An 18743-nucleotide genomic window follows, 5' to 3' on the forward strand; every position below is an offset into this window, starting at 1 on the left:
GCGCCATGTCAGGATACTTCGCAGCCGTACCGATCCGCCAACTCCCCACCGAGGACGGTCATCTGACCTACCGTGAGGCCGGTTCCGGCCCGCCGTTGGTGTTCCTGCACGGCGGGTACCTCGACCACCGTCTGTGGGAGGAGCAGTTCCGGCACTTCGCGCCCACCCACCGGGTGATCGCCTTCGACGCCCGCGGCCACGGCACCTCCTCGAACGCCACCCGGCCCTACCGCCTGGTGGACGACCTGGCCGCGGTGCTGCGCGCGCTGGACGCCGCCCCGGCCGTGCTGGTCGGGCTCTCGATGGGCGGGGGGACGGCGGTCGACTGCGCCTTGGAGTACCCGGAGCTGGTCCGCGCGCTCGTGGTCAGCGGCGTCGGCACCAGCGAGCCGGCGTTCGAACACCCGTGGTCCCTGGGCGTGTTCGCCGACCTGCAGAAGGCGATGGCGGCCGCGGACGCGGACGGCATCGCCGAGGTACTGCTGCGCTTCGCCACCGGCCCCGAGCGCGAGCCGTCCGAGGTCGACCCCGCAACGATCGCCCTGGTGCGGACCATGACCCTCGACACCATCGCCAAGCACACCCCCGACGAGCCCGACCACCGCGTCCCCGTCACCGACACCTGGCGGCGCGCCGCCCGCCTCACCCTGCCCCTCCTCGCCCTCAACGGCGCCGTCGACGGCCCCGACAACCACGCCATGGCCACCCGCCTGGCGGCCGCCGTCCCCGGCGGACGCACCGTCGACATCCCGAACGCCGCCCACTACCCCAACCTGGAGGACCCGGCACGCTTCAACACCGAACTGGCGGCCTTCCTGGACCGGAGCGCATCCGACCGTTCGCCTCGGCCGTGACACGGGCGGCTCCGCCGCGTGCGGCCGGGGCGCCCCGGCGGGAACCGTCGGGGCGCCCCGGCGGGAACCGTCGGGGCGCCCCGGCGGGAACCGTCGGGGCGCCCCGGGCAAGCCGCCTTCCCGGGGCGAACGGTCCGGGAGACGCACGGCACGGTCAGCGGGCGTCCGAGGCCCCCGGCAACCGGGTGAGCCGGGCCGCCGCCTGGGAGGCCATCGTGCGCGCCAGCTCCAGCGCCTCCTTCGCCGAGGGCACGCCCGAGCCCTCGGCGAAGGAGGCGGCGTAGTGGTGGGTGACGGTCGCGGCCGCCGCGCTGACCAGGTCGCGCGCGGCGGCCAACGCCTCGATGTCCGGGGCCCGTTCGTCCGGTCCGGCGGCCCGGCTGAGGTCCGCCACCAGCAGTCCGAGCCGCAGCACCAGCAGCAGCCGCTCCGCGTCCGGCGCCCCCGGCAGCGCGTCGGCCACCACCTCGCCCCGCACCGGTCCGTACGCGCTGCGCAGCGCCGCGGTGTCGGCACCCGAGCGCCTGGCGTCCAGCTCGGAGCCGACCAGGTGCGCCTCCGCCGCGCCGAGCAGCGCGGTGGCCAGCATCACCGAGCGCGTCACCTCGTCGGCGACCCGGTCCGGCTGCCAGCCGACCCCCAGCACGGTGAGGGCCTCGCTCAACTGCTCGGCGTGGTCCGCCTCTCGCTCTCCCATCCGGCACTCCCTTCCCTCGGCTCCCAGAGTGACCCGGGCGGCACCGCCACCGCAGCCGATTCGCCGGAACCGGGAGCACCGGGCCCGGTCCGGTCCGGTCAGCCGTCCCACCGGTCATCCGGCGGGACGGCCGCCGTTCCGAAGACCGCCGGCAGGAAGATCAGGGCGGCGGCAACGAAGATCAGCGCGATCGGCGTGCCCACGGGTGTACCCACGGACGGCCTCGCCCGACCCTCGGGCCCGTGCCCGTGGCCGTGTGCGCCCACCGGTGCGACCGTCAGCAGCACCGCCACCACGAGACCGATCACCGAGCCCCGCACCGCACTCCGCACCATGCCGCCCACCGCCTCCGCCCGACTCCGTCCGACACCTGACGTCCAGTCAAACCCCGCCGCCGCCACCCGCCCGGACGCCACGCGCACCGTGTCGTCCGTCCGGCGGCGACGAGTTCCGGCGTGACCGGGATCCGTCCGAACACCATGGTCTAGGCTCCCCCTGACGGACTGTTGATCAAGGGGGACGGCATGACGGACCGGCTTGCGGTGGTGTCGGGTGGCGGGACGGGCATCGGGAAGGCGATCGCCCGGGAGCTCGCGGAGGCCGGGCACCGGGTGGTGGTGATCGGCCGCCGGGCCGAGGTGCTGGAGGCCGCCGCCGAGGAGATCGGCGCCGACCGCACGATCCCGGTCGCGGCCGACCTCACCGACCCGGCCCAGGTGAGCAGGGTGGCCGAGCGGATCGCCGAACTCGGCCCGGTGGACGTGCTGGTGAACAACGCCGGCGCCAGGATCACCCAGCCCACGGACGACTCCCTGGCCGCGCTCGCCGACTCCTGGCGGCAGGACATCGAGGTCAACCTGATGACCACCGTGCTGCTCACCACCGCCCTGACCGGCCGGCTCCGTCGGCCCGGTGCCCGGCTGGTGATGATCAGTTCGGCGGCCGGCCAGCGCGGTGGCGCCGGCCCGCACTCGGCCGGTTCCTACGCCGCCGCCAAGGCGGCCGTGCACGGCTGGGCGCTCGGCCTGGCCCGCCAGCTCGGGCCCGAGGGCATCACGGTGAACGTCCTGGCGCCCGGCTACGTCGCCGACACCGAGATCTTCGGCGAGTCGTGGACCCCCGAGTTCCACGCCGCCAAGATCGCCGACACCCTGGTCGGCCGGGCCGGCACCCCGGCCGACATCGCGGCCGCCGTCGGCTACATCGCCTCCCCCGCGGCCGGCTACCTCACCGGCCAGATCATCGGCGTCAACGGCGGTGCGGTGCTCGGCCGCTGACGGGCGGGTACCCGACCGTGCGAAGCCTGTGGACCCGGGCCGCCCGCAGCCCCCACCTGCCGGACCTCGGCACGGCGCTGCTGGTCCAGGCACTGGTCGCCATCCCGTTCCTGACACCGGGCCGGGCGGACCTCAGCCTGCTCGGCCTGCTGCTCACCAGCAGCGCCGTCTGGGCGCTGGTCTGGCGGCGCCGGTGGCCGTTCGCCGTGCTGCTGTTCGTCGGTGTGGTCGGCACGGCGGCGGTGCTCTACAAGCGGCCGGGGCAGCCGTTCCCGTACGCGGCGTTCGTCGCGATGTACAGCGCCTTCGCGCACGGCGAGCGGCACCGCCGGCTGGTGCTGACCGGGATCGCGGTGGCGGCCGTCCCGGTGGTGCTGCTGGTGGAGGCCCTGAAGCGGCACGAGGTCCAGGACGCCACCTTCTACCTGATGTCCTTCGTCGCCGCCGCCGCGGCCGGCACCGCCGCCCGGGTGCGGCGGGAGCGCCTGCGCCGGGTGGAGGCCGAGCGCGACCTGGAGGCGGCCCGGGCCCGCGCCGAGTCGGAACGGGCGGAGGCGGAGGCACGGCGCGCCACCGCCGAAGCGCAGCGGGCCGCCGCCGAGGAGCGGGCCCGGATCGCCCGTGAGATGCACGACGTGCTGGCCCACGCCGTCGTCCTGATGACCGTTCAGGCGGAGGCCGGCCCGTTGATGGTCGAGCACGCGCCGCCCCGGGCGGTCGCCGCCTTCGAGGCGATCGCCGATGCCGGCCGCGACGCCACCGTCCAGCTCCAGCGCATCCTCGCCGCGCTCGGCACGGAGGAGGACGCCCCGGCCCCGCGCGCCCCGCAGCCGACCCTGGCGGAGCTGCCCGCCCTGGTCGACGGTGTGCGCCGGACCGGCCTGGCCGTCTCCTACGAGGTGACCGGCACTCCCCGGCAGCCGCCCCCCGACGTCCAGATCGCGGTCTACCGCACCGTCCAGGAGGGCCTGACCAACGCCGTCCGGCACGCCCGGGCCGCCTCCGCCACCGTCCGACTCCACTGGCAGGAGCACGAGTTGACCGTCACGGTGACCGACGACGGCCCCGGCCCGTCCCCCTCGCCGCCCGCCTCCGGACGCCCCGGCGGCGGACGGGGCCTGGCCGGGCTGCGCCAACGCGCCGTCAGCTGCGGCGGCACCGCCGCGGCCGGCCCCCGCCCCGACGGCGCACCCGGCTTCGAGCTCGGCCTGCGCCTGCCCCTTCCCCTGCCCCTCCCCCTGCCCTCCGCCGCCCCGCCGTCCGCCGCCCCGTCCTCCACCGGAGACCCGCGGTGACGATCCGGGTGGTGGTCGCGGACGACCAGGAACTGGTCCGCAGCGGCTTCGTGATGATGCTGGACGTGCAGCCCGACCTGGAAGTGGTGGGCGAGGCGGCGGACGGCGACGAGGCCCTCGCGCTGGTGCGGGCACTGCGGCCGGACGTGCTGGTGCTGGACATCCGGATGCCCGGCACGGACGGCATCGAGGTGGCGAAGGCGTTGGCCGCCGAGGGCTCTGACTGCCGGGTGCTGGTGCTCACCACCTTCGACGTGGACGAGTACGTCTACGACGCGCTCTACGCGGGGGCCGGCGGCTTCCTGCTGAAGACCGTACGGCGGGACGACTTCGTGCACGCGGTCCGGGTGGTCGCGGCCGGCGAGGCCCTGCTCTCCCCCTCGGTCACCCGCCGCCTGATCTCCGACTACACCCGCCGGCTCCCCCGCACTCCCCCGCCCGAGGGCGGCGAGCGGCTCGGCACCCTGACCACCCGCGAGCGCGAGACCCTTCGCTGCCTGGCCCGGGGCCTCTCCAACGCGGAGATCGCCGCCCTGCTGGTGGTCACCGAACACACCGTCAAAACGCACGTCAGCCGCATCCTCACCAAGCTCGGCCTGCGCGACCGCGCCCAGGCCGCGATCCTCGCCTACGAGAGCGGCCTGGTGGTCCCCGGAGCGGATGCCTGAGGCCCCGTCATCCTCGGGAGTGACGTCCGGGACCACTCCTCAGCGCGATTCGGCCGGGTACCTCCGGGGCGGAGCATGGCGGTGCAGGCGGCCGCTCCGGCCGCCCGAAGCCCCTGGAGACCTCCGTGCGAACCGCCGTACTCACCACCGCAGTTGCCGCCGCAGTCGCCGCCGCCCTGCCCCTGACGCTCACGCCCGCACAGGCCGCCGCCCCTCAGCACGGCCGCGGCACCCTGGTCTCCGCCGAGGCGCTCACCGCCCTCTCCCGGGAGGCCACCGCCGACTACCTCCTCCGCCACGGCTACCCGACCGCCGCGCCGGCCACCGGCACCGAGACCTACCGCCTCGTCTACCGCACCGTCACCCCGGACGGCCGCCCCACCACCGCCTCCGGCCTGCTCGCGCTCCCCCGGGAGGGGCACGGGCGCCTGCGCCCGGTGGTCTTCGAGCACGGCACCATGACCGCCCGCGCCGACGCGCCCTCGACCGGTCCGGACGCCCGCGGCGAGAGCCTGCTCTTCGCGGGCAGCGGCTACGCGGCCGCCGCCCCGGACTACCTGGGCCTGGGCACCGGCCCCGGCCCGCACCCCTACGCGGACGTGGCCTCGGAGACCACCGCCTCGGTCGACCTGCTGCGCGCCGCCCGCGCCTTCACCGCCCGACGGGGCCGTCCCCTCGACCGCCGGGTCCTGGTGACCGGGTTCTCGCAGGGCGGCCCGGCCGCGATGGCCCTCGGCCGCGCCCTCCAGGACGGTGCCGACCGGCACTTCGCGCTCGGCGCCCTCGCCCCCGTCAGCGGGCCCTACGACGCCGAGGGCGCCGAGATGCCGGCCGGGTTCGACGGCACCCTCGACCCCAGGAGCGCCACCTACTACTTCGCCTACTGGCTGGTGGCGATGAACCGCCTCCACCCGGTCTACCGCGACCCGGCCGAGGTCTTCCGGCAGCCCTACGCGGCCACCGTGGAGGGCCTGTTCGACGGCACCCACGGCAGTGCCGAGGTGGCGGGGGCCCTGCCCGCCACCCCGGCCGAGCTGCTCACGCCGGAGTTCACCGCCCGCGCGGCCCGCCCCACCGGCGCCCTGCTGGACGCGCTGCGCGCCCAGGACTCCACCTGCGACTGGACGCCCGCCGCCCCGGTCCGCCTCTACGCGGCGAGCGGCGACCGGGACGTGACAATCCTCAACGCCCGCCACTGCGCGGCCCGGTTGGCCGCGCACGGCACGGACGTCCCGCTGCTGGACCTGGGGCCGATCGGCCACTCGCCCTCGAAGAAGGCGGCCCTGCCGCAGATCCTCAGCTGGTTCCAGCAGCTGCTTCCCGCCTGACCTCCCCGGCCGACCGCAGGGCACGACGGGCGGCCCGCCGGTCGAGCAACCGGTTGACGCCGAGGACCACCACGGCCGCGTACGTCCACCCGAACAGGATGTCGATCACGAAGTGCTCGCCGCCGTACACCAGGGTGAAGGCCATCGCCACCGGGTACGCGGCGAGCAGCACCCGCACCCGCCGGCTCGCCACCGGCCAGAAGAACAGGGCGATCATCATCGGGTAGGCCGAGTGCAGCGAGGGCATCGCGGCCACGTCGTTGGCGAACCGGCTGCCGCCCTCGAACACCGAGGCGGCGCGCGGCAGTCCGCTCTGGCTCAGCACGTCGGCGACGATCCTGGTCACCTCGGGCAGGGCGCCCTGCTGCCCGGCCATCCACGGCGGCACGGCCGGGTAGAGGACGTAGGTGAGGAAGGCCGCGTAGGTCAGCCCGAGGTAGCAGGCGAGCAGCCGCCGGAAGCGGGCGTGGTCGCGCCGCCAGAGCACGGCCAGCAGGACGAAGACCACGAAGAAGTGCGACATGTAGACGGTGACCGCGGCGTAGTCGTACACGTGGGCGGTGCCGGGGGTGTACAGGGCGTGCTGCAGGCGGACCGTCAGGGTCTGGCCGGCGCCGAGGGCGGTGTCGAAGACCAGTTGGGGCCGCAGGTGGGGTGCCCAGGGGGTGTGCGCCCCGTAGCCGCGCAGCAGCGAGTAGGTCAGCACGGCGGCCATCACCGGCACCCAGTCCCGCAGCACCAGCAGCGCCCGGCGCCAGCCGTGGCCGCTGTGCACGGCGGCGGCCAGCAGCGCACCGATCAGCCAGAGGAAGACCAGGTCCTCGGTGTAGGGCAGGCCGTTCACCCAGGTCCAGCGCGCGAGCAGGACCAGGTAGACCGGCCAGGCGGCCCGGCGGAGGACCGGCCACCAGCCGGTCGAGGGCGTGGTGAGCTGCTGTTGGGCCACGTTTGTGTCCCTTCGTGTAGGTACGGGGCCACCGAGCCTGGCACGCGATCATGAGTGGTACCTGGACGAGGCCCTCCGCACTCCTCGGGAACGTACAGGAACCATCCGCCCGCTCTCCTGATGGTCCGTCAATTGACCGTCACGCCAAGGGAATACGCTTGATCCCGGCCCTCCGGTGCGGTTGGCTCGGGGCATGATTGTCGAATACATCCGGTACCGGATCGCCGACGGCCGCCACACCGCCTTCGAGGAGGCGTACGGGCGCGCGGCCGGCCCGCTCCGGGCGGCGGAGCAGTGCGTCGACTACGAGCTCTCCCGCTGCGTCGAGGACCCCGGCGCCTACGTCCTGCGGATCCGCTGGACCTCCACCGAGGACCACCTCCGGGGCTTCCGCACCGGCCCGCAGTTCGCCGCCTTCCTGGCCGAGGTCCGGCCGTACGTCGAGGACATCGAGGAGATGCGGCACTACGAGGTCACCGAAGTGGCCGGCCGGGGCGGTTCGGCCCCGACGCTGTACGCGTGGGCGGGCGGGGCGGACGCCTTCGAGCGGCTGTTCACCCGGTTCTACGAGCACGTCGGCAAGGACGAGGTGCTCGCCCCGGTGTTCGCCGGGATGGACCCGCACCACGCCGAGCACGTCGCCGCCTGGCTGGGCGAGGTGTTCGGCGGCCCGGCCCGGTACAGCACCGGGCACGGCGGGCACCGGCACATGGCCTCCCGCCACCTGGGCCGGGGCGTCACCGAGCAGCAGCGCCGCCGCTGGGTGGCCCTGCTGCTGGAGACCGCCGACGAGGTGGGGCTGCCCGCCGACCCGGAGTTCCGCGGGGTGCTCGCCTACTACCTGGAGTGGGGCACCCGGATGGCCGTGATCTACTCCGGCCCCAACCCGCCGCCGCTGCCCGAGACCCCGATGCCGCGCTGGGACTGGGGCCTCACCCCGCCGTACCGGCCCTGAGCCCGTCGGCCCGGTCAGCGGTTCCCCCCTCCCGAGGGGCCGTCAGTCTGTACTGTCCATGTCATGATGCGATCCCTAGGCGCCGCCGCCCTGGTGGCGAGCGCGCTCCTGTCCACCCTCTCCGTCACCCCCGCCCAGGCCTCCGCACCACCCACCGCCGAGGCCGGTCCCGGGGCCGGCTGCACGGTCGGGCCGAACACCCAACGGGGCGCGGAGGAACGGCGGTTGGCCGACCCGCGCAGCGCCGAACTGGTGCTGCGCGGCGGCCTGACCGCCTTCACCACCCGTTTCCCCGCCGCCCTGTGCGCCGCCCGCGACGAGCGGGCGGCCGGCCAGCTGGTCGAGGCCTGGGGCGTCGCGCTCTGGCGGGCGGCCGTCGACCGCGCCCAGGGCCGGCGCCCGGGTGGCGACCTGGCGCCCGGGGACGACCGGCCGCTGTACTGGGCCCGGGTCACCATGGTGGACCAACTGTCCGGCTGGCAGCCGGGGTTCGCCGTGGACACCGCCGCCCTCCGGGCCCGCTTCGAGGACGCCTCGCGCGGGCTGAAGGCCAACGAGTTCAGCCCCGGACGGGGCCTGAAGCGGATCTTCGTCAGCGGCTTCGACCCCTTCGGCCTGGACCGCGACCTGCGCACCGCCAACCCCTCGGGCTCGGCCGCGCTCAGCCTCAACGGACGCCGCGTCACCCTGGACGACGGCTCCACCGCCGAGATCCGCGCCGTGATGCTGCCGGTCCGCTACGGCGACTTCGACCGGGGCATGGTGGAGCGGGCCTACGGCCCGCGGCTGGCGGCGGGCCCGCGCTCGGCCGACCGGATCACCTCGATCAGCCAGGGCTACCCGGGCAAGTTCACGGTGGAGGAGTGGGCCGGCCGCTCGCGCTCCGCCGACCCGTACCCGGACAACACCGGCGCGCTCTCCGGCGGCACCCGGCAGAACCCGGTGGTGGCACCGGGCATGGGCCCGGGGCCGCAGTTCATCCGCACCACCCTCCCCGGCGCCGCCCTGGAGCAGGCCGCCCAGACCCCGTACCCGGTGCTGGTCAACCCGAACGTCACCGAGATCCCGGCCGGCCAGGCCCAGCCGGTGGACCGCACCGACGGCCCCACCCCGGGCTCGCGCGCGGTGGCCGGCGGGGGCGGCGGCTACCTCTCCAACGAGGTCGCCTACCGCAGCAACCGCCTGCGGCAGGAGCTGCGCCCCGCCCTGCCCGGCGGCCACCTGCACACCCCCGTGCTCACCGGCCTGCCCGCCGACGGTACCCAGCTCACCGGCCCCGTCTTCGAACAGAACGAGGCCGCCATCACCGCCGAGGTCCTGACCCTGCTCCGCGCGGGCTGGCGGCAGGCCGGCTGACGGCCCCTCAGCCCCGCCGCCGGATGGGCGGATATCGGCCGGTGAGGTGAAAAAGTACTACGGGAAGGGCGAGGCGCCCCGGTCCGGGCCGAGGGGCGGGTCAACCTGAGGCGTCCTGCGGCCCCTGTGCCGTGTCCCCAGGTCTGGAGCCCGCCCATGAGACGACGCCTCGCCCTCCCCGCCATCCTGCTCACCACGGCCCTCGGCCTCGCCGCCGCGCCGGCCGCCCACGCCGCCCCCGGCGACAACGGCACCGTGAAGATCCACAAGAACACCACGCCGACCAACGACCCCAGCGACGAGCCCAAGGTCTGCAAGTTCTACATCGCCGCGCTCAACTTCGACGCCATCCAACTGGTGACCTACACCATCTCCCAGCAGCCGCCCACCGGTAACGCCCAGGTGGCGGCCGGCGGCGTGGTCCTGGCCGGGGGCGACGGGCGCTCGCAGGACTACACCCTGCCCGAGGGCCAGTACAAGCTCGAGTGGACCTTCGCCGGCGAGAACGGCAAGGCCAAGCAGAAGGTCTTCAAGGTCGACTGCTCACCCCTCGACCCCGACCTGCCGATCAGCGGCGTGCCGGGCGGCAAGCCCAGCAGCAGCCCGAGCGGCTCCACCGGGAACGGCCCGGGCACCGGCTCCGACGGCCTCCCCGTGGGCGGCGTGGACGCGGGCGGCGGCGGCAGCTCCGGCGGGCCCAACGCGGCCGAGATCGCCGGGGGTTCGGCCCTGCTGATCGGTGCCGCCGCCGTCAGCGTGCGGTACCTGCGGCGCCGCGCCGCCCGTCATGCGGAGTACTGACCGCACCCCCGTCCGCCACGGCCCCGGCGTCCTGACCGCCGGGGCCGTGGCGGTGGCGGTCCTGGTCGGCGGCTGGCTGGTGCACGACGGCTCCACCACCGCCGCGCCACCGCCGCAGCCACCCGCCGCCGACGTCGCCGCCCCCTCGCCCTCCCCCTCCGCCTCCCTCCCGGCCTACGCGCCCGCGCTGCCGCCCTCCCCGCCGAGCCGGATCCGCATCCCCGCCATCAAGGTGAACGCCCCCGTCACCGGCGTCGGGCTGGACGCCGCCGGGCACCTGACGTCCCCTCCGATGGCCGAACGCAACCTGGCCGGCTGGTACCGCGACGCCGCCGCCCCCGGAGCGGCCGGCACCGCCGTGCTCCTCGGCCACGTCGACAACCGCACCGGCCCCACCGTCTTCCACCAGCTCGGCCTGCTCCGGCGCGGCGACACCGTCGAGATCACCCGCAAGGACCGCCGCACGGCGGTCTTCACCGTCACCGACGTCCGCACCCACCCCAAGTCCGCCTTCCCCACCCAGACCGTCTACGCCTCCACCGGCAACCCCGAGCTCCGGGTCCTCACCTGCGGCGGCCACTTCGACCGCAAGAACGGCGGCTACGACTCCAACGTGGTCGTCTCCGCCCGCCTCACCGCGACCCGCTGACCCTCAACTCCCGGATCCAGCAGGGGTGATCCGCCGCGAAGGGGGTACACGCGCACCGGTGCGCCGGGCCGGCCGGGCGCGGCGCCGTCCGGAGGGAGAACGACGGTGGGTATCGGTGGCTGCATTCTCCTGTTCGCCGCAGGAGCCATCCTGACGTTCGGTGTGGACTGGGAGCTCTCGGACGTCAACCTCGACGTGGTCGGCATCATCATGATGATCGCCGGGCTGCTCGGCCTGATGGTCTACGCCCGGGTCTACCGGCGTCGCCGCATGCTCGGGACGGTCGAGACCCCGGTGGTCCGGGAGCACTACCGCGACGAGATCTGACCGCTCCGCGCGCCGACGCCCCGTCAGCCCTCCGGTCCCGCCCGGAGGGCCGGGACGTCCGCCGAGGGCACGGTGACCGCCGGGGCCTCCGGGCGGACGGCCCACCGCCGGATGCCCGCCACGTCGATCCCGAACGGCGGCTCCGCCTCGAACGGCGCCAGCCCCTCCGCCGCCCGCGCCAACAGCGTGGCCGCCCCCTTCCGGTTGCCCCGCGCCGCGTGCGTCAGTCCGACCGCGTACTGCGCCAGCGCCCGCCACAGCGCCCGCTCCTCCTCCGGAGCCGTCTTCCAGCGGTCCTCCAGCACCTCGTGGGCGTGGAACGGCCGTCCGGCGTCCAGCAGTTGCTGCGCCTCCTCCAACGCCCGCCCCGCCGACCGCAGCACCCCCTCCGGCTGCCGCGGCGCCCCCTGGCTCCCGTACGCCAGCGGCCGCCCCAGCCCGTCCCGCGGCCGCCCGTTCCGCGCCCGCCCCGCCGCGTCCCGGTCCCGCCCGGGCCGTCCCCCGGCCCGCGCCCGCACCTCCTCCACGTGCCCGCACTCCGCCCGCAGGCGCCCGCACTCCGGGCAGACCTCCCCCACCCAGCACGCCGTCTCGCCGCCCTCGGGCTCCACCTCGCTCATGGAGCCATTCTCCCGCGCGGCCGGCCCAGGCCGCCGGAGCACCCCCGGAACGACGTGCTCCTCCTGCACCGACCGCACCGGGCGGGCCACCGCGTCCCCGGATCGGCGGTGCGACGGCCCGGGCGTCCCACCGCCCTGACGCCGGGTCAGCCGGGGGCGAGGACCCGGAGGTTCCCGTCCGTCTCGGCGATCGGGGTGAAGGTGCAGCGGGCACTGTCGGGTTCGGTGTGCCGTGGCAGGTTGCCTTCGGGGTCGTACTCCCGGGTGTCGGGAGTGCCCGGGCGGGTTCAGCCCGTCCAGGGCCGGGCACCGGCCGTCGGCACGGTCTGCCGGTTGACGTGCGGGCGATCGAAGTAGGTGGCGACCTCGCAGGGGGTGGTGCTCATGGCGAGCGCCCATTCGTGGATGGTGGGGTCGCCGTCCGACTCGCTGCCGATGAGGACCACCTCCTCCCCCTCCTCCACTTTCTCGTCGCCGCAGTTGACGATCATCTGGTCCATGCAGATGCGTCCGACGACGGGGTGGCGCCGGCCGCGTATGGAGACCGCGAGGCGTCCGCTGAGGGAGCGCGGGATTCCGTCGGCGTAGCCGACCGGGATCAGGGCCAGGTTGAGCGCGCTCGGCGCGACCCAGTCGTGTTCGTAGGAGACGCCCTGTCCGGCTTCCACCCGCTTGGTCAGCGCGACGTGGCTGGTGACCCGCATGGCGGGCCGGAGGTCGAAGCTGTGGCGCTCGGTGTGCGGCAGCAGGCCGTAGAGGGCCGAGCCGGTCCGGATCATGTCGAGGTGGAGGTCGGGCCTGGTGAGCGCCGACAGTGATCCGGCGAGGTGGCGTCGGACGTCGAGGCCGGTGTCGACCGCCTGCCGCCAGGCGTCGTCGAGCAGCCTCGCCTGGTCGTCCAGCGTGTGGTGGCCCGGGACTTCGCCGTGGGAGAGGTGCGACCAGACCGAGACCACCTCGATCAGGCCCTGGCCCTGGGCGGCCTTGGCCGCGTCCAGCAGGGCTGCCGAGTGCTGGAGCGCCGCCCCGCCACGGGCGAGCCCGGTGTCGACCTCCAGGTGGACCCTGGCCGGGCGTCCGGTGCCTCGTCCGGCGTCGACCGCGAAGGCCAGGGTGCGGGCGGACTGCACCGAGACGTCCACGCCGGCCGCCGTGGCCAGGAGCATGCTCTCCGCCGAGTTGTGCAGCCAGGCGAGGATCGGGGCGTCGAGGCCGGCCCGGCGCAGTTCGAGTGCTTCGGCCGTGGTGCACACGCCGAGCCAGGTCGCCCCGGCGTCCAGCGCCGCGCGGGCGACGTCGATCGCGCCGTGCCCGTAGGCGTCGGCCTTGACGACGGCCATCACGGCGGTCGCGGGCCGGCTGACGGCCTGTCGGACGACCCGCGTGTTGTGCGCGACGGCCGACAGGTCCACCAGCACGTTGAGGTAGCGACGCGGAACGATCGACCGAGCCTCCATAGTCAAATCCATTCGTGACGGTCGGCGGACTGCTGTTCTCCCTTCGCCGCCTCGCGGGTGCTCAGGCGGCCTCGGCCGGAACCGGCCCCGGTCGGGCCGCTTCGCGCAGCAGGAGGGTGGTGGCCACGCTGCACACTCCGGTCAGCGCGATCGCGACGCCGACCGGCACGAACTCGGCGAACACGCCGAACACCAGGGGGCCGACGCCCTGGATGCTCATGGTGGTGGTGTTCAGCAACGCGAAGCCCTGGCCCTGGAGTTCGGCGGGAACGGCTTCCAGGAAGCGCCGCTGCAGGCCGAGCAGGTAGGCGGAGCCGGTGCCGGTGACGACGTAGGCGGCGGCGACCGCCGGATAGGGCAGGTCCAAGGCGAGCGTGAGCGAGGGGGTGCCCATCACCAGCAGCAGCGGCAGGACCAGCCGTTCCCGGGTGGCGGGCGCGAACGCCCGGCCGATGACGACGTCGCCGATCAGCATGCCGACCGAGGTGGTGGCCAGCAGGACGCCGGTCTGCTGGGGGCTGAACCCGCGGTGCGCGCTGTACGGGATGAGCAGGCTGCCCGCCGCGGCCAGGTAGGCGGCGGGCAGGCACTGCACCATGATCAGCTTGAGCACGCCGGGGCTGGCGACCAGCGTCGCGTTGCCCCGCAGGGTCCGGCGCACGATCGACCCGCCGCCCGTCGCCGGCGCGCTCGCGCGGGGCGCCCGGGCGGGCGACAGGAACAGCCGGCTGATCGCCGCGGCGACCAGGTGCGCCCCGGCGGTGACCAGCATCGTGCGCTCCACCCCCAGCCAGACCACCAGCGTCCCGCCGGCGGCCATGCCCACCATCTGCGCGGAGACCGCGACGATGTAGGACAGCGAGCGCCCGAGGACGTAGGTGTCGCCGGTGAGGACTTCCGCGAGGACCCTGGCCGTGGCCCCGGTGGTGACCGGGGTCAGGCAGGCCACGCCGGCGACCAGGACCAGGCTGGCCGCGACCGGGAGGTGCCCGAACGCGAGCAGCAGCCCGACCGCGCACTGGAGGGCGTAGCCGGTGCTGATGAGGGTGCGCGGGGTGAACCGGTCCGCCATTGCGGCGAGGAACAGTCCGCCGGCCGCCTGCGGCAGGAAGTTGATGGTCATCGTCACCGCGGTGAGCAGCGGCGAGCCGGTCCGGTCGTACACCAGCACCGCGAGTGCCACGGCCCGCAGGGTGTCGGACATGACGCCGAGCAGCCGGCCGGCGAAGACGGCACGGAACTGGGCGACCGCGAAGACCTGGCCGTAGGTGGCCTTCACGGCGAACTGATCGGTCATGGGCTGGGTGCTCCCGGAGCCTTCCTGGGGTGTTCCTACGGGTTGATGGCGCTGATCCGGGTGGGCAGGGTCCGCCACACCTCGGGGGTGTAGAAGTGCCCGCCGGGCAGCTGGTCGTGCCGGTAGGAGCCGAGGGCCAGCTCCTTCCACTGGGCGGGCGCGTCGGCCTCGATCACCACGTCGTCGACGCCGGCGAGGAACTGCACCGGCATGGTGACGCCCAGGGCGCCGTTGTGGTGGAAGGTGTCGCGCACGGCGATGTCGGCACGCATGATCTCCATCGCCATCTCCAGCAGGTCCGGGTCACCGAGGACGTGTTCGGCGACCAGCCCGTGGGTGCGCATCCAGGCCATCAGGTCCTCGTCGGTGTCCTGGCTGGCCGGGAACATGTCGCGCGGGGTGAGGCCGCGGGCCGGGGCGTTGCACGAGGACACCACCAGGGCGTCGGGGACGGAGCTGCCCCGGGCCTCCAGCCGGGTGGCGACGTCGAAGGCCATCCAACCGCCCATGCTGTGGCCGAACAGGACGTAGGGGCGGTCGCCGACGGCGGAGACGACGGTGCGGGTGGCGTCCTCGGCGAGCTCGTCCCAGGTGGTGGCGAAGTCCTCCATGAAGCGGCCGTCGCGGCCGGGGTAGCAGACCAGCGCGAGGTCCACGTCCGGTGCGACGACCTCGGCCCACGGGTGGTAGGGCCCGGTGCCGCCGCCGCAGAAGCCCAGGCAGACCAGCGTGGTGGTGGCGTCGTCGAGCTGTTTCGGGCGGATCACGGCGGTGTTCTGCCGGGCCGCCCCCAGGCGGTCGGTCATGTCTTCTCCTCTAGTGCTCGGCCGTCGCGGCCGCGCCGGCGTGGGTGGCCCGGATGAACTCCGCGAAGTCCCGCAGCTGCGGCCGCCGGTAGACGTCGCGGATGGACAGGGCCGTGCCGAGCTCCTTCTTGACCCGGGCCACGACCCGGATCGCCAGCAGCGAGTGGGCGCCGAGGGCGAAGAAGTCGTCGTCGGCGAACACCCGGTCCCGGCCGAGGACGTCCGCCCACACGTCGGCGACCAGCTCCTCGTACTTGCCCTCCGGCTGCCGCCCGTCGGCCCGGTCGGCGTCGGGGTCGGGGAGCCCGGCGACGTCGATCTTGCCGTTGACGGTCAGCGGGAACGCGGTGATCGGGACGAGGCGCGCGGGGACCAGGTGGGCCGGCAGCCGTGCGGCCAGGTGCGCGCGCAGCGCGTCGAGGTCGACGTCGCCGACGCAGTACGCGACCAGGTCGTCGGCGCGGGCGACCACGACGGCGGCGCAGCCTTCGCGGTAGGCGGCGGCGGCGGCCTCGATCTCGCCGGGTTCGATCCGGAAGCCGCGTACCTTGACCTGGCGGTCGGCCCGGCCGACGTACTCCAGTACGCCGTCGGCCCGCCACCGGACTTCGTCACCGGTGCGGTACATCCGGCCTCCGTCGCCGGCGAACGGGTCGGCGACGAAGCGTTCGGCGGTCAGGCCGGGGCGGTTGACGTAGCCGCGGGTGACGGCGGGGCCGGCCAGGTAGAGCTCGCCGGTGACGCCCACCGGGACCTTCGCCAGGCGGTCGTCGAGCACGTGGGCCTCGACGTCGGGCAGCGGCGGGCCGATGTGCGGCTCGTCGCCCTCGATCGGGGCGGTGGTGGAGTCGACGGTGCACTCGGTCGGCCCGTACAGGTTGTACGCCTCGACGCGGCCCTGCCGCCCGGCCTCGGCCAGTCGCCGCCACAGCGCGGGGGAGACCGGCTCGCCGCCGAGGAACAGGCGCAGCGACGGGCTGGTGATCCCGGGCTCCATGGCCTCCCAGTGGGACGGGGTGGCGTCGACGTCGGTGATCCCGTACTCGGCCAGTGCGGCGCCGAAGCGGGCGGGGTCCCGCCGCTCCTCCTCGTCGAGGACGACGACGGTGTCGCCGCGGCAGATCCGTGCCCACTGCTGGACGGAGGCGTCGAAGGACGCGCTGGCGTTCCAGCCGACCACGCGGTGCTCGTCGGGGTAGGCGCCGACGGCTTCGAGCCGGTGCAGCAGGGAGGCCACGCCACCCCGGGTCGCGACGACGCCCTTGGGCACGCCGGTGGAGCCGGAGGTGTAGATGACGTAGGCGGCGTCGGCGGGGGTCACGGCGACCGGCGCGGTGGCGGGGCCGGCGGCGTCGGGGGCGATCACCTCGACGCCGGCGAGCCGGGTCGGGCGGTCGTCGGCCGCGACGACCAGCCGCGGGCCGCAGTCGCGGATCGTGAAGGCGATCCGCTCGTCGGGGTAGCGCGGGTCGAGCGGCACGTAGGCCGCGCCCGCGCTCCATGCGGCGAGCAGTGCGGTGACGAGGTCGACGCCGCGCTCCAGGCAGACGCCGACGTGGTCGCCGCGGCGTACGCCGCGCTCGCGCAGGGCGCCGGCCAGGGCGGCGACGCGGTCGGCGAGCTGGGCGAAGGTGAGGCCGGCGCCGCGGGAGCGGACGGCGGGGCGGTCCGGCGTGGCGGCCGCGGCCCGCAGGAACCGGGCCAGCGGGTCGTGGCCGGTGGCATGCTGACGGTCGGTCATCTCAGACGAACCTCGCCTCGGCGTCGACGGTGGGCAGGCAGTCCCGGACGGAGACCGGGTCGCCCATGGCGACGACGATCCGGCGCTCGCCGCGGAACGGCTCCCGGCCGTGTGCGGTGAGGATGTTGTCGACCACCATCACGTCGCCGGGCTGCCAGGAGCGCCGGACCGTGGCGGCGGCGTAGGCCGCGTTGAGGGTGGCGAGGTCGTCCTTGGTGAGCGGTTCGCCGTCGCCGAAGGACGTCTCGAAGGGCAGTCCGGCGGGGCCGAACTCGTCGACCAGCGATTCGCGGATCTCCTCGTCCAGGGACCACGAGTTCCAGAACGCCATGTGGTTGAACCAGACTTCGTCACCGGTGTGCGGGTGCGTGATGACGCCGGCCCGGATCTGACTGGTGCTCAGGTCGTCACCGCTCCAGCGGGCGGCGATCAGGTTCTCGGCGCAGTAGGCCTCCACCTGTTCGGCGCGGTCGGCGGCGAAGGCGGTGCGCCAGTCCAGCGAGACCAGGTCGGAGTAGTTGCGCCGCAGCGCCCACCCGGTGGCACGCATCCGGCGCACCAGGTGGTCGGGCAGCTCGCGCAGGACCGCCCGGCAGTCGGCGACCGGGGTCGCGCCGCCCTCCGCCGGGGCGGTGAGGCAGCAGAAGACCAGCGTTCCCGGGAAGTCCAGGGTGTAGCTGTTCTCGTTGTGCATGCGGATGGGCTGGGCCGGCGGCAGGTCGGTGGAGGAGAACACGTCGTCGCCGTAGCTGTGCCGCGGTGTGGCCTTCTCCCGGTACGGGGTGCGCTGCGGGACGAGGAGGTCGCGGACGGCACCGAAGTCCTGCACGTCGCGCACCGGCAGGCCGCGCAGGTACAGCGACCCGTGGGTGCGGGTGGCTGCGCGGAGGTCGTCGTCGACCGAACCCAGCCAGTCCAGCGCGTCGGCGAGTGTGGACAGCTCCGGGGTGACCACCAGCGGCGGGGCCCCGGCTTCGAGCTGGATGTCGAGCCTGCTGTCGAACTGGCTCGCGACTCCTTGATCGGTGGCATTCGTCATCTGACGCCGAACCTCTTCCGGAATTGTGAAAGTCGCGTAAACGGGAGCATGAAATCGCCGCCGGACGCGTTGCGCGCGGCGATCATCGATTCAAATGGCCGCGAATTAACGGCCGTCGCCGCGCATTGCCTCGATCAGTGACTTCGGACGCAGATCGGTCCAGTTCTGCTCGATGTACCCGAGGCACTCCTCCCGCGCTTCCGGCCCGTGTACAAGGGCCCAGCCAGCGGGAACGTCAACGAATGCGGGCCACAGCGAATGCTGCCCCTCGGCATTGGTCAGCACGAGGTATCGGCCTTCTGCATTGTCGAAAGGATTCGTCAACTTACCCACCCCCATAGCGGCATGCTGCTTTTCGAGCATCACCCTAACCACAGCTTCGAGCGCCTGGCAACCACCACCCGGGGGGTGGCGACAGCTCCACCCCGAGGTCGGCCGGACGCATTCGGTCGGGCGCGAATCAGGTGTTGACGATCTTGAGGCTAGCACCTAAGTTGAAGTGGTCATGGCGCCCGGAGCCCACCTGTGGCGTGCCCACCGGTGCTCGGGGCCGGACCACTCACTTCTGACGGCCGACAGCCGCCGACCCCACGCCCCGGTGACACCGGCCACGCGTGCCCCGAGTCGGCG

The 18743-nt window shown here is 74.4% G+C and carries 20 protein-coding genes; 10 read left to right on the forward strand and 10 right to left on the reverse strand.

Going from position 1 to position 18743, the window contains the following annotated elements:
• The first annotated feature begins 5 nt into the window (after positions 1–5).
• Positions 6–854: an alpha/beta fold hydrolase gene (locus ACIA8O_RS16010; RefSeq protein ID WP_396294415.1), complete on the forward strand. Its 849-nt coding sequence runs from the start codon at positions 6–8 to the stop codon at positions 852–854.
• Positions 855–1008: 154 nt separating this feature from the next.
• Here the strand turns inward: ACIA8O_RS16010 and ACIA8O_RS16015 are convergent, their stop codons facing one another.
• Positions 1009–1551 carry a hypothetical protein gene (locus tag ACIA8O_RS16015; protein WP_396294416.1) on the reverse strand — a complete coding sequence of 181 codons (543 nt, stop codon included), beginning with the start codon at positions 1549–1551 and terminating at the stop codon, positions 1009–1011.
• A gap of 98 nt (positions 1552–1649) precedes the next feature.
• Positions 1650–1895 carry a hypothetical protein gene (locus tag ACIA8O_RS16020; RefSeq protein ID WP_396294417.1) on the reverse strand — a complete coding sequence of 82 codons (246 nt, stop codon included), beginning with the start codon at positions 1893–1895 and terminating at the stop codon, positions 1650–1652.
• Positions 1896–2075: 180 nt separating this feature from the next.
• Between ACIA8O_RS16020 and ACIA8O_RS16025 the strand changes: the two genes are divergently transcribed.
• From ACIA8O_RS16025 to ACIA8O_RS16040, 4 genes are all read left to right on the forward strand, one after another.
• A complete protein-coding gene (locus ACIA8O_RS16025) occupies positions 2076–2828 on the forward strand; it encodes an SDR family NAD(P)-dependent oxidoreductase (RefSeq protein WP_396294419.1) in 753 nt (250 codons plus the stop codon).
• Positions 2829–2845: 17 nt separating this feature from the next.
• Positions 2846–4123: a sensor histidine kinase gene (locus ACIA8O_RS16030; RefSeq protein WP_396294420.1), complete on the forward strand. Its 1278-nt coding sequence runs from the start codon at positions 2846–2848 to the stop codon at positions 4121–4123.
• On the forward strand, positions 4120–4791 hold the full coding sequence (locus tag ACIA8O_RS16035) for a response regulator (protein WP_396294422.1): 672 nt from the start codon (positions 4120–4122) through the stop codon (positions 4789–4791). The genes ACIA8O_RS16030 and ACIA8O_RS16035 overlap by 4 nt, the downstream gene beginning before the upstream one ends.
• 125 nt (positions 4792–4916) lie before the next feature.
• On the forward strand, positions 4917–6119 hold the full coding sequence (locus tag ACIA8O_RS16040) for an alpha/beta hydrolase family protein (protein WP_396294423.1): 1203 nt from the start codon (positions 4917–4919) through the stop codon (positions 6117–6119).
• On the opposite strand, the gene ACIA8O_RS16045 is transcribed toward ACIA8O_RS16040, so the two are convergent.
• Positions 6088–7065, reverse strand: a complete 978-nt coding sequence (locus ACIA8O_RS16045) for a phosphatase PAP2 family protein (RefSeq protein ID WP_396294424.1) — start codon at positions 7063–7065, stop codon at positions 6088–6090. The two genes, ACIA8O_RS16040 and ACIA8O_RS16045, sit on opposite strands and share 32 nt — an antisense overlap.
• A 193-nt stretch (positions 7066–7258) precedes the next feature.
• Here ACIA8O_RS16045 and ACIA8O_RS16050 point away from each other — a divergent pair, with 193 nt between their 5' ends.
• The 5 genes from ACIA8O_RS16050 to ACIA8O_RS16070 all read left to right on the forward strand — a co-directional run bounded on the left by ACIA8O_RS16050 (position 7259) and on the right by ACIA8O_RS16070 (position 11153).
• Positions 7259–8020: a group II truncated hemoglobin gene (locus tag ACIA8O_RS16050; RefSeq protein WP_396294425.1), complete on the forward strand. Its 762-nt coding sequence runs from the start codon at positions 7259–7261 to the stop codon at positions 8018–8020.
• A gap of 63 nt (positions 8021–8083) precedes the next feature.
• Positions 8084–9376 carry a pyroglutamyl peptidase gene (locus ACIA8O_RS16055; RefSeq protein WP_396294426.1) on the forward strand — a complete coding sequence of 431 codons (1293 nt, stop codon included), beginning with the start codon at positions 8084–8086 and terminating at the stop codon, positions 9374–9376.
• 156 nt (positions 9377–9532) lie between these two features.
• Complete coding sequence (locus ACIA8O_RS16060) at positions 9533–10177, forward strand: hypothetical protein (protein WP_396294428.1); 645 nt, start codon at positions 9533–9535, stop codon at positions 10175–10177.
• Entirely contained in the window at positions 10164–10826 is a 663-nt protein-coding gene (locus ACIA8O_RS16065; protein WP_396294430.1) for a class F sortase, read from the forward strand. The genes ACIA8O_RS16060 and ACIA8O_RS16065 overlap by 14 nt, the downstream gene beginning before the upstream one ends.
• Before the next feature lie 105 nt (positions 10827–10931).
• A complete protein-coding gene (locus ACIA8O_RS16070) occupies positions 10932–11153 on the forward strand; it encodes a DUF6458 family protein (protein WP_396294431.1) in 222 nt (73 codons plus the stop codon).
• 23 nt (positions 11154–11176) lie between these two features.
• On the opposite strand, the gene ACIA8O_RS16075 is transcribed toward ACIA8O_RS16070, so the two are convergent.
• From ACIA8O_RS16075 to ACIA8O_RS16105, 7 genes are all read right to left on the reverse strand, one after another.
• The gene (locus tag ACIA8O_RS16075; protein WP_396294432.1) at positions 11177–11773 is read right to left on the reverse strand and encodes a DUF309 domain-containing protein; all 597 of its coding nucleotides are present in this window, start codon (positions 11771–11773) and stop codon (positions 11177–11179) included.
• A 287-nt stretch (positions 11774–12060) separates the two neighbouring features.
• The gene (gene alr / locus ACIA8O_RS16080) at positions 12061–13230 is read right to left on the reverse strand and encodes an alanine racemase (protein ID WP_396294433.1); all 1170 of its coding nucleotides are present in this window, start codon (positions 13228–13230) and stop codon (positions 12061–12063) included.
• Positions 13231–13291: 61 nt separating this feature from the next.
• Positions 13292–14527, reverse strand: coding sequence for an MFS transporter (locus ACIA8O_RS16085; protein ID WP_396294434.1), 1236 nt, complete (start codon positions 14525–14527; stop codon positions 13292–13294).
• Between the two features lie 35 nt (positions 14528–14562).
• Complete coding sequence (locus ACIA8O_RS16090; protein ID WP_396294435.1) at positions 14563–15333, reverse strand: thioesterase II family protein; 771 nt, start codon at positions 15331–15333, stop codon at positions 14563–14565.
• Positions 15334–15343: 10 nt separating this feature from the next.
• Positions 15344–17074 (reverse strand): non-ribosomal peptide synthetase, encoded by a 1731-nt coding sequence (locus ACIA8O_RS16095; protein ID WP_396294436.1) that lies wholly within the window; start codon positions 17072–17074, stop codon positions 15344–15346.
• 1 nt (position 17075) lies between these two features.
• A complete protein-coding gene (locus tag ACIA8O_RS16100; RefSeq protein WP_396294437.1) occupies positions 17076–18113 on the reverse strand; it encodes a TauD/TfdA family dioxygenase in 1038 nt (345 codons plus the stop codon).
• A 105-nt stretch (positions 18114–18218) separates the two neighbouring features.
• On the reverse strand, positions 18219–18437 hold the full coding sequence (locus ACIA8O_RS16105) for an MbtH family protein (RefSeq protein ID WP_396294821.1): 219 nt from the start codon (positions 18435–18437) through the stop codon (positions 18219–18221).
• Positions 18438–18743: the final 306 nt, after the last annotated feature.

This window comes from Kitasatospora sp. NPDC051853 (assembly GCF_044452665.1).
Lineage (GTDB): Bacteria > Actinomycetota > Actinomycetes > Streptomycetales > Streptomycetaceae > Kitasatospora.

What these genes read in the sequence shown, in the direction of transcription:
- ACIA8O_RS16055 (WP_396294426.1), top strand. Translation starts at nt 8,084, where the DNA reads ATGATGCGATCCCTAGGCGCCGCCGCCCTGGTGGCGAGCGCGCTCCTG.
- ACIA8O_RS16010 (WP_396294415.1), top strand. Translation starts at nt 6, where the DNA reads ATGTCAGGATACTTCGCAGCCGTACCGATCCGCCAACTCCCCACCGAG.
- ACIA8O_RS16095 (WP_396294436.1), bottom strand. Translation starts at nt 17,074, where the DNA reads ATGACCGACCGTCAGCATGCCACCGGCCACGACCCGCTGGCCCGGTTC.
- ACIA8O_RS16075 (WP_396294432.1), bottom strand. Translation starts at nt 11,773, where the DNA reads ATGAGCGAGGTGGAGCCCGAGGGCGGCGAGACGGCGTGCTGGGTGGGG.
- ACIA8O_RS16085 (WP_396294434.1), bottom strand. Translation starts at nt 14,527, where the DNA reads ATGACCGATCAGTTCGCCGTGAAGGCCACCTACGGCCAGGTCTTCGCG.
- ACIA8O_RS16060 (WP_396294428.1), top strand. Translation starts at nt 9,533, where the DNA reads ATGAGACGACGCCTCGCCCTCCCCGCCATCCTGCTCACCACGGCCCTC.
- ACIA8O_RS16050 (WP_396294425.1), top strand. Translation starts at nt 7,259, where the DNA reads ATGATTGTCGAATACATCCGGTACCGGATCGCCGACGGCCGCCACACC.
- ACIA8O_RS16025 (WP_396294419.1), top strand. Translation starts at nt 2,076, where the DNA reads ATGACGGACCGGCTTGCGGTGGTGTCGGGTGGCGGGACGGGCATCGGG.
- ACIA8O_RS16090 (WP_396294435.1), bottom strand. Translation starts at nt 15,333, where the DNA reads ATGACCGACCGCCTGGGGGCGGCCCGGCAGAACACCGCCGTGATCCGC.
- alr (WP_396294433.1), bottom strand. Translation starts at nt 13,230, where the DNA reads ATGGAGGCTCGGTCGATCGTTCCGCGTCGCTACCTCAACGTGCTGGTG.
- ACIA8O_RS16065 (WP_396294430.1), top strand. Translation starts at nt 10,164, where the DNA reads ATGCGGAGTACTGACCGCACCCCCGTCCGCCACGGCCCCGGCGTCCTG.
- ACIA8O_RS16015 (WP_396294416.1), bottom strand. Translation starts at nt 1,551, where the DNA reads ATGGGAGAGCGAGAGGCGGACCACGCCGAGCAGTTGAGCGAGGCCCTC.
- ACIA8O_RS16100 (WP_396294437.1), bottom strand. Translation starts at nt 18,113, where the DNA reads ATGACGAATGCCACCGATCAAGGAGTCGCGAGCCAGTTCGACAGCAGG.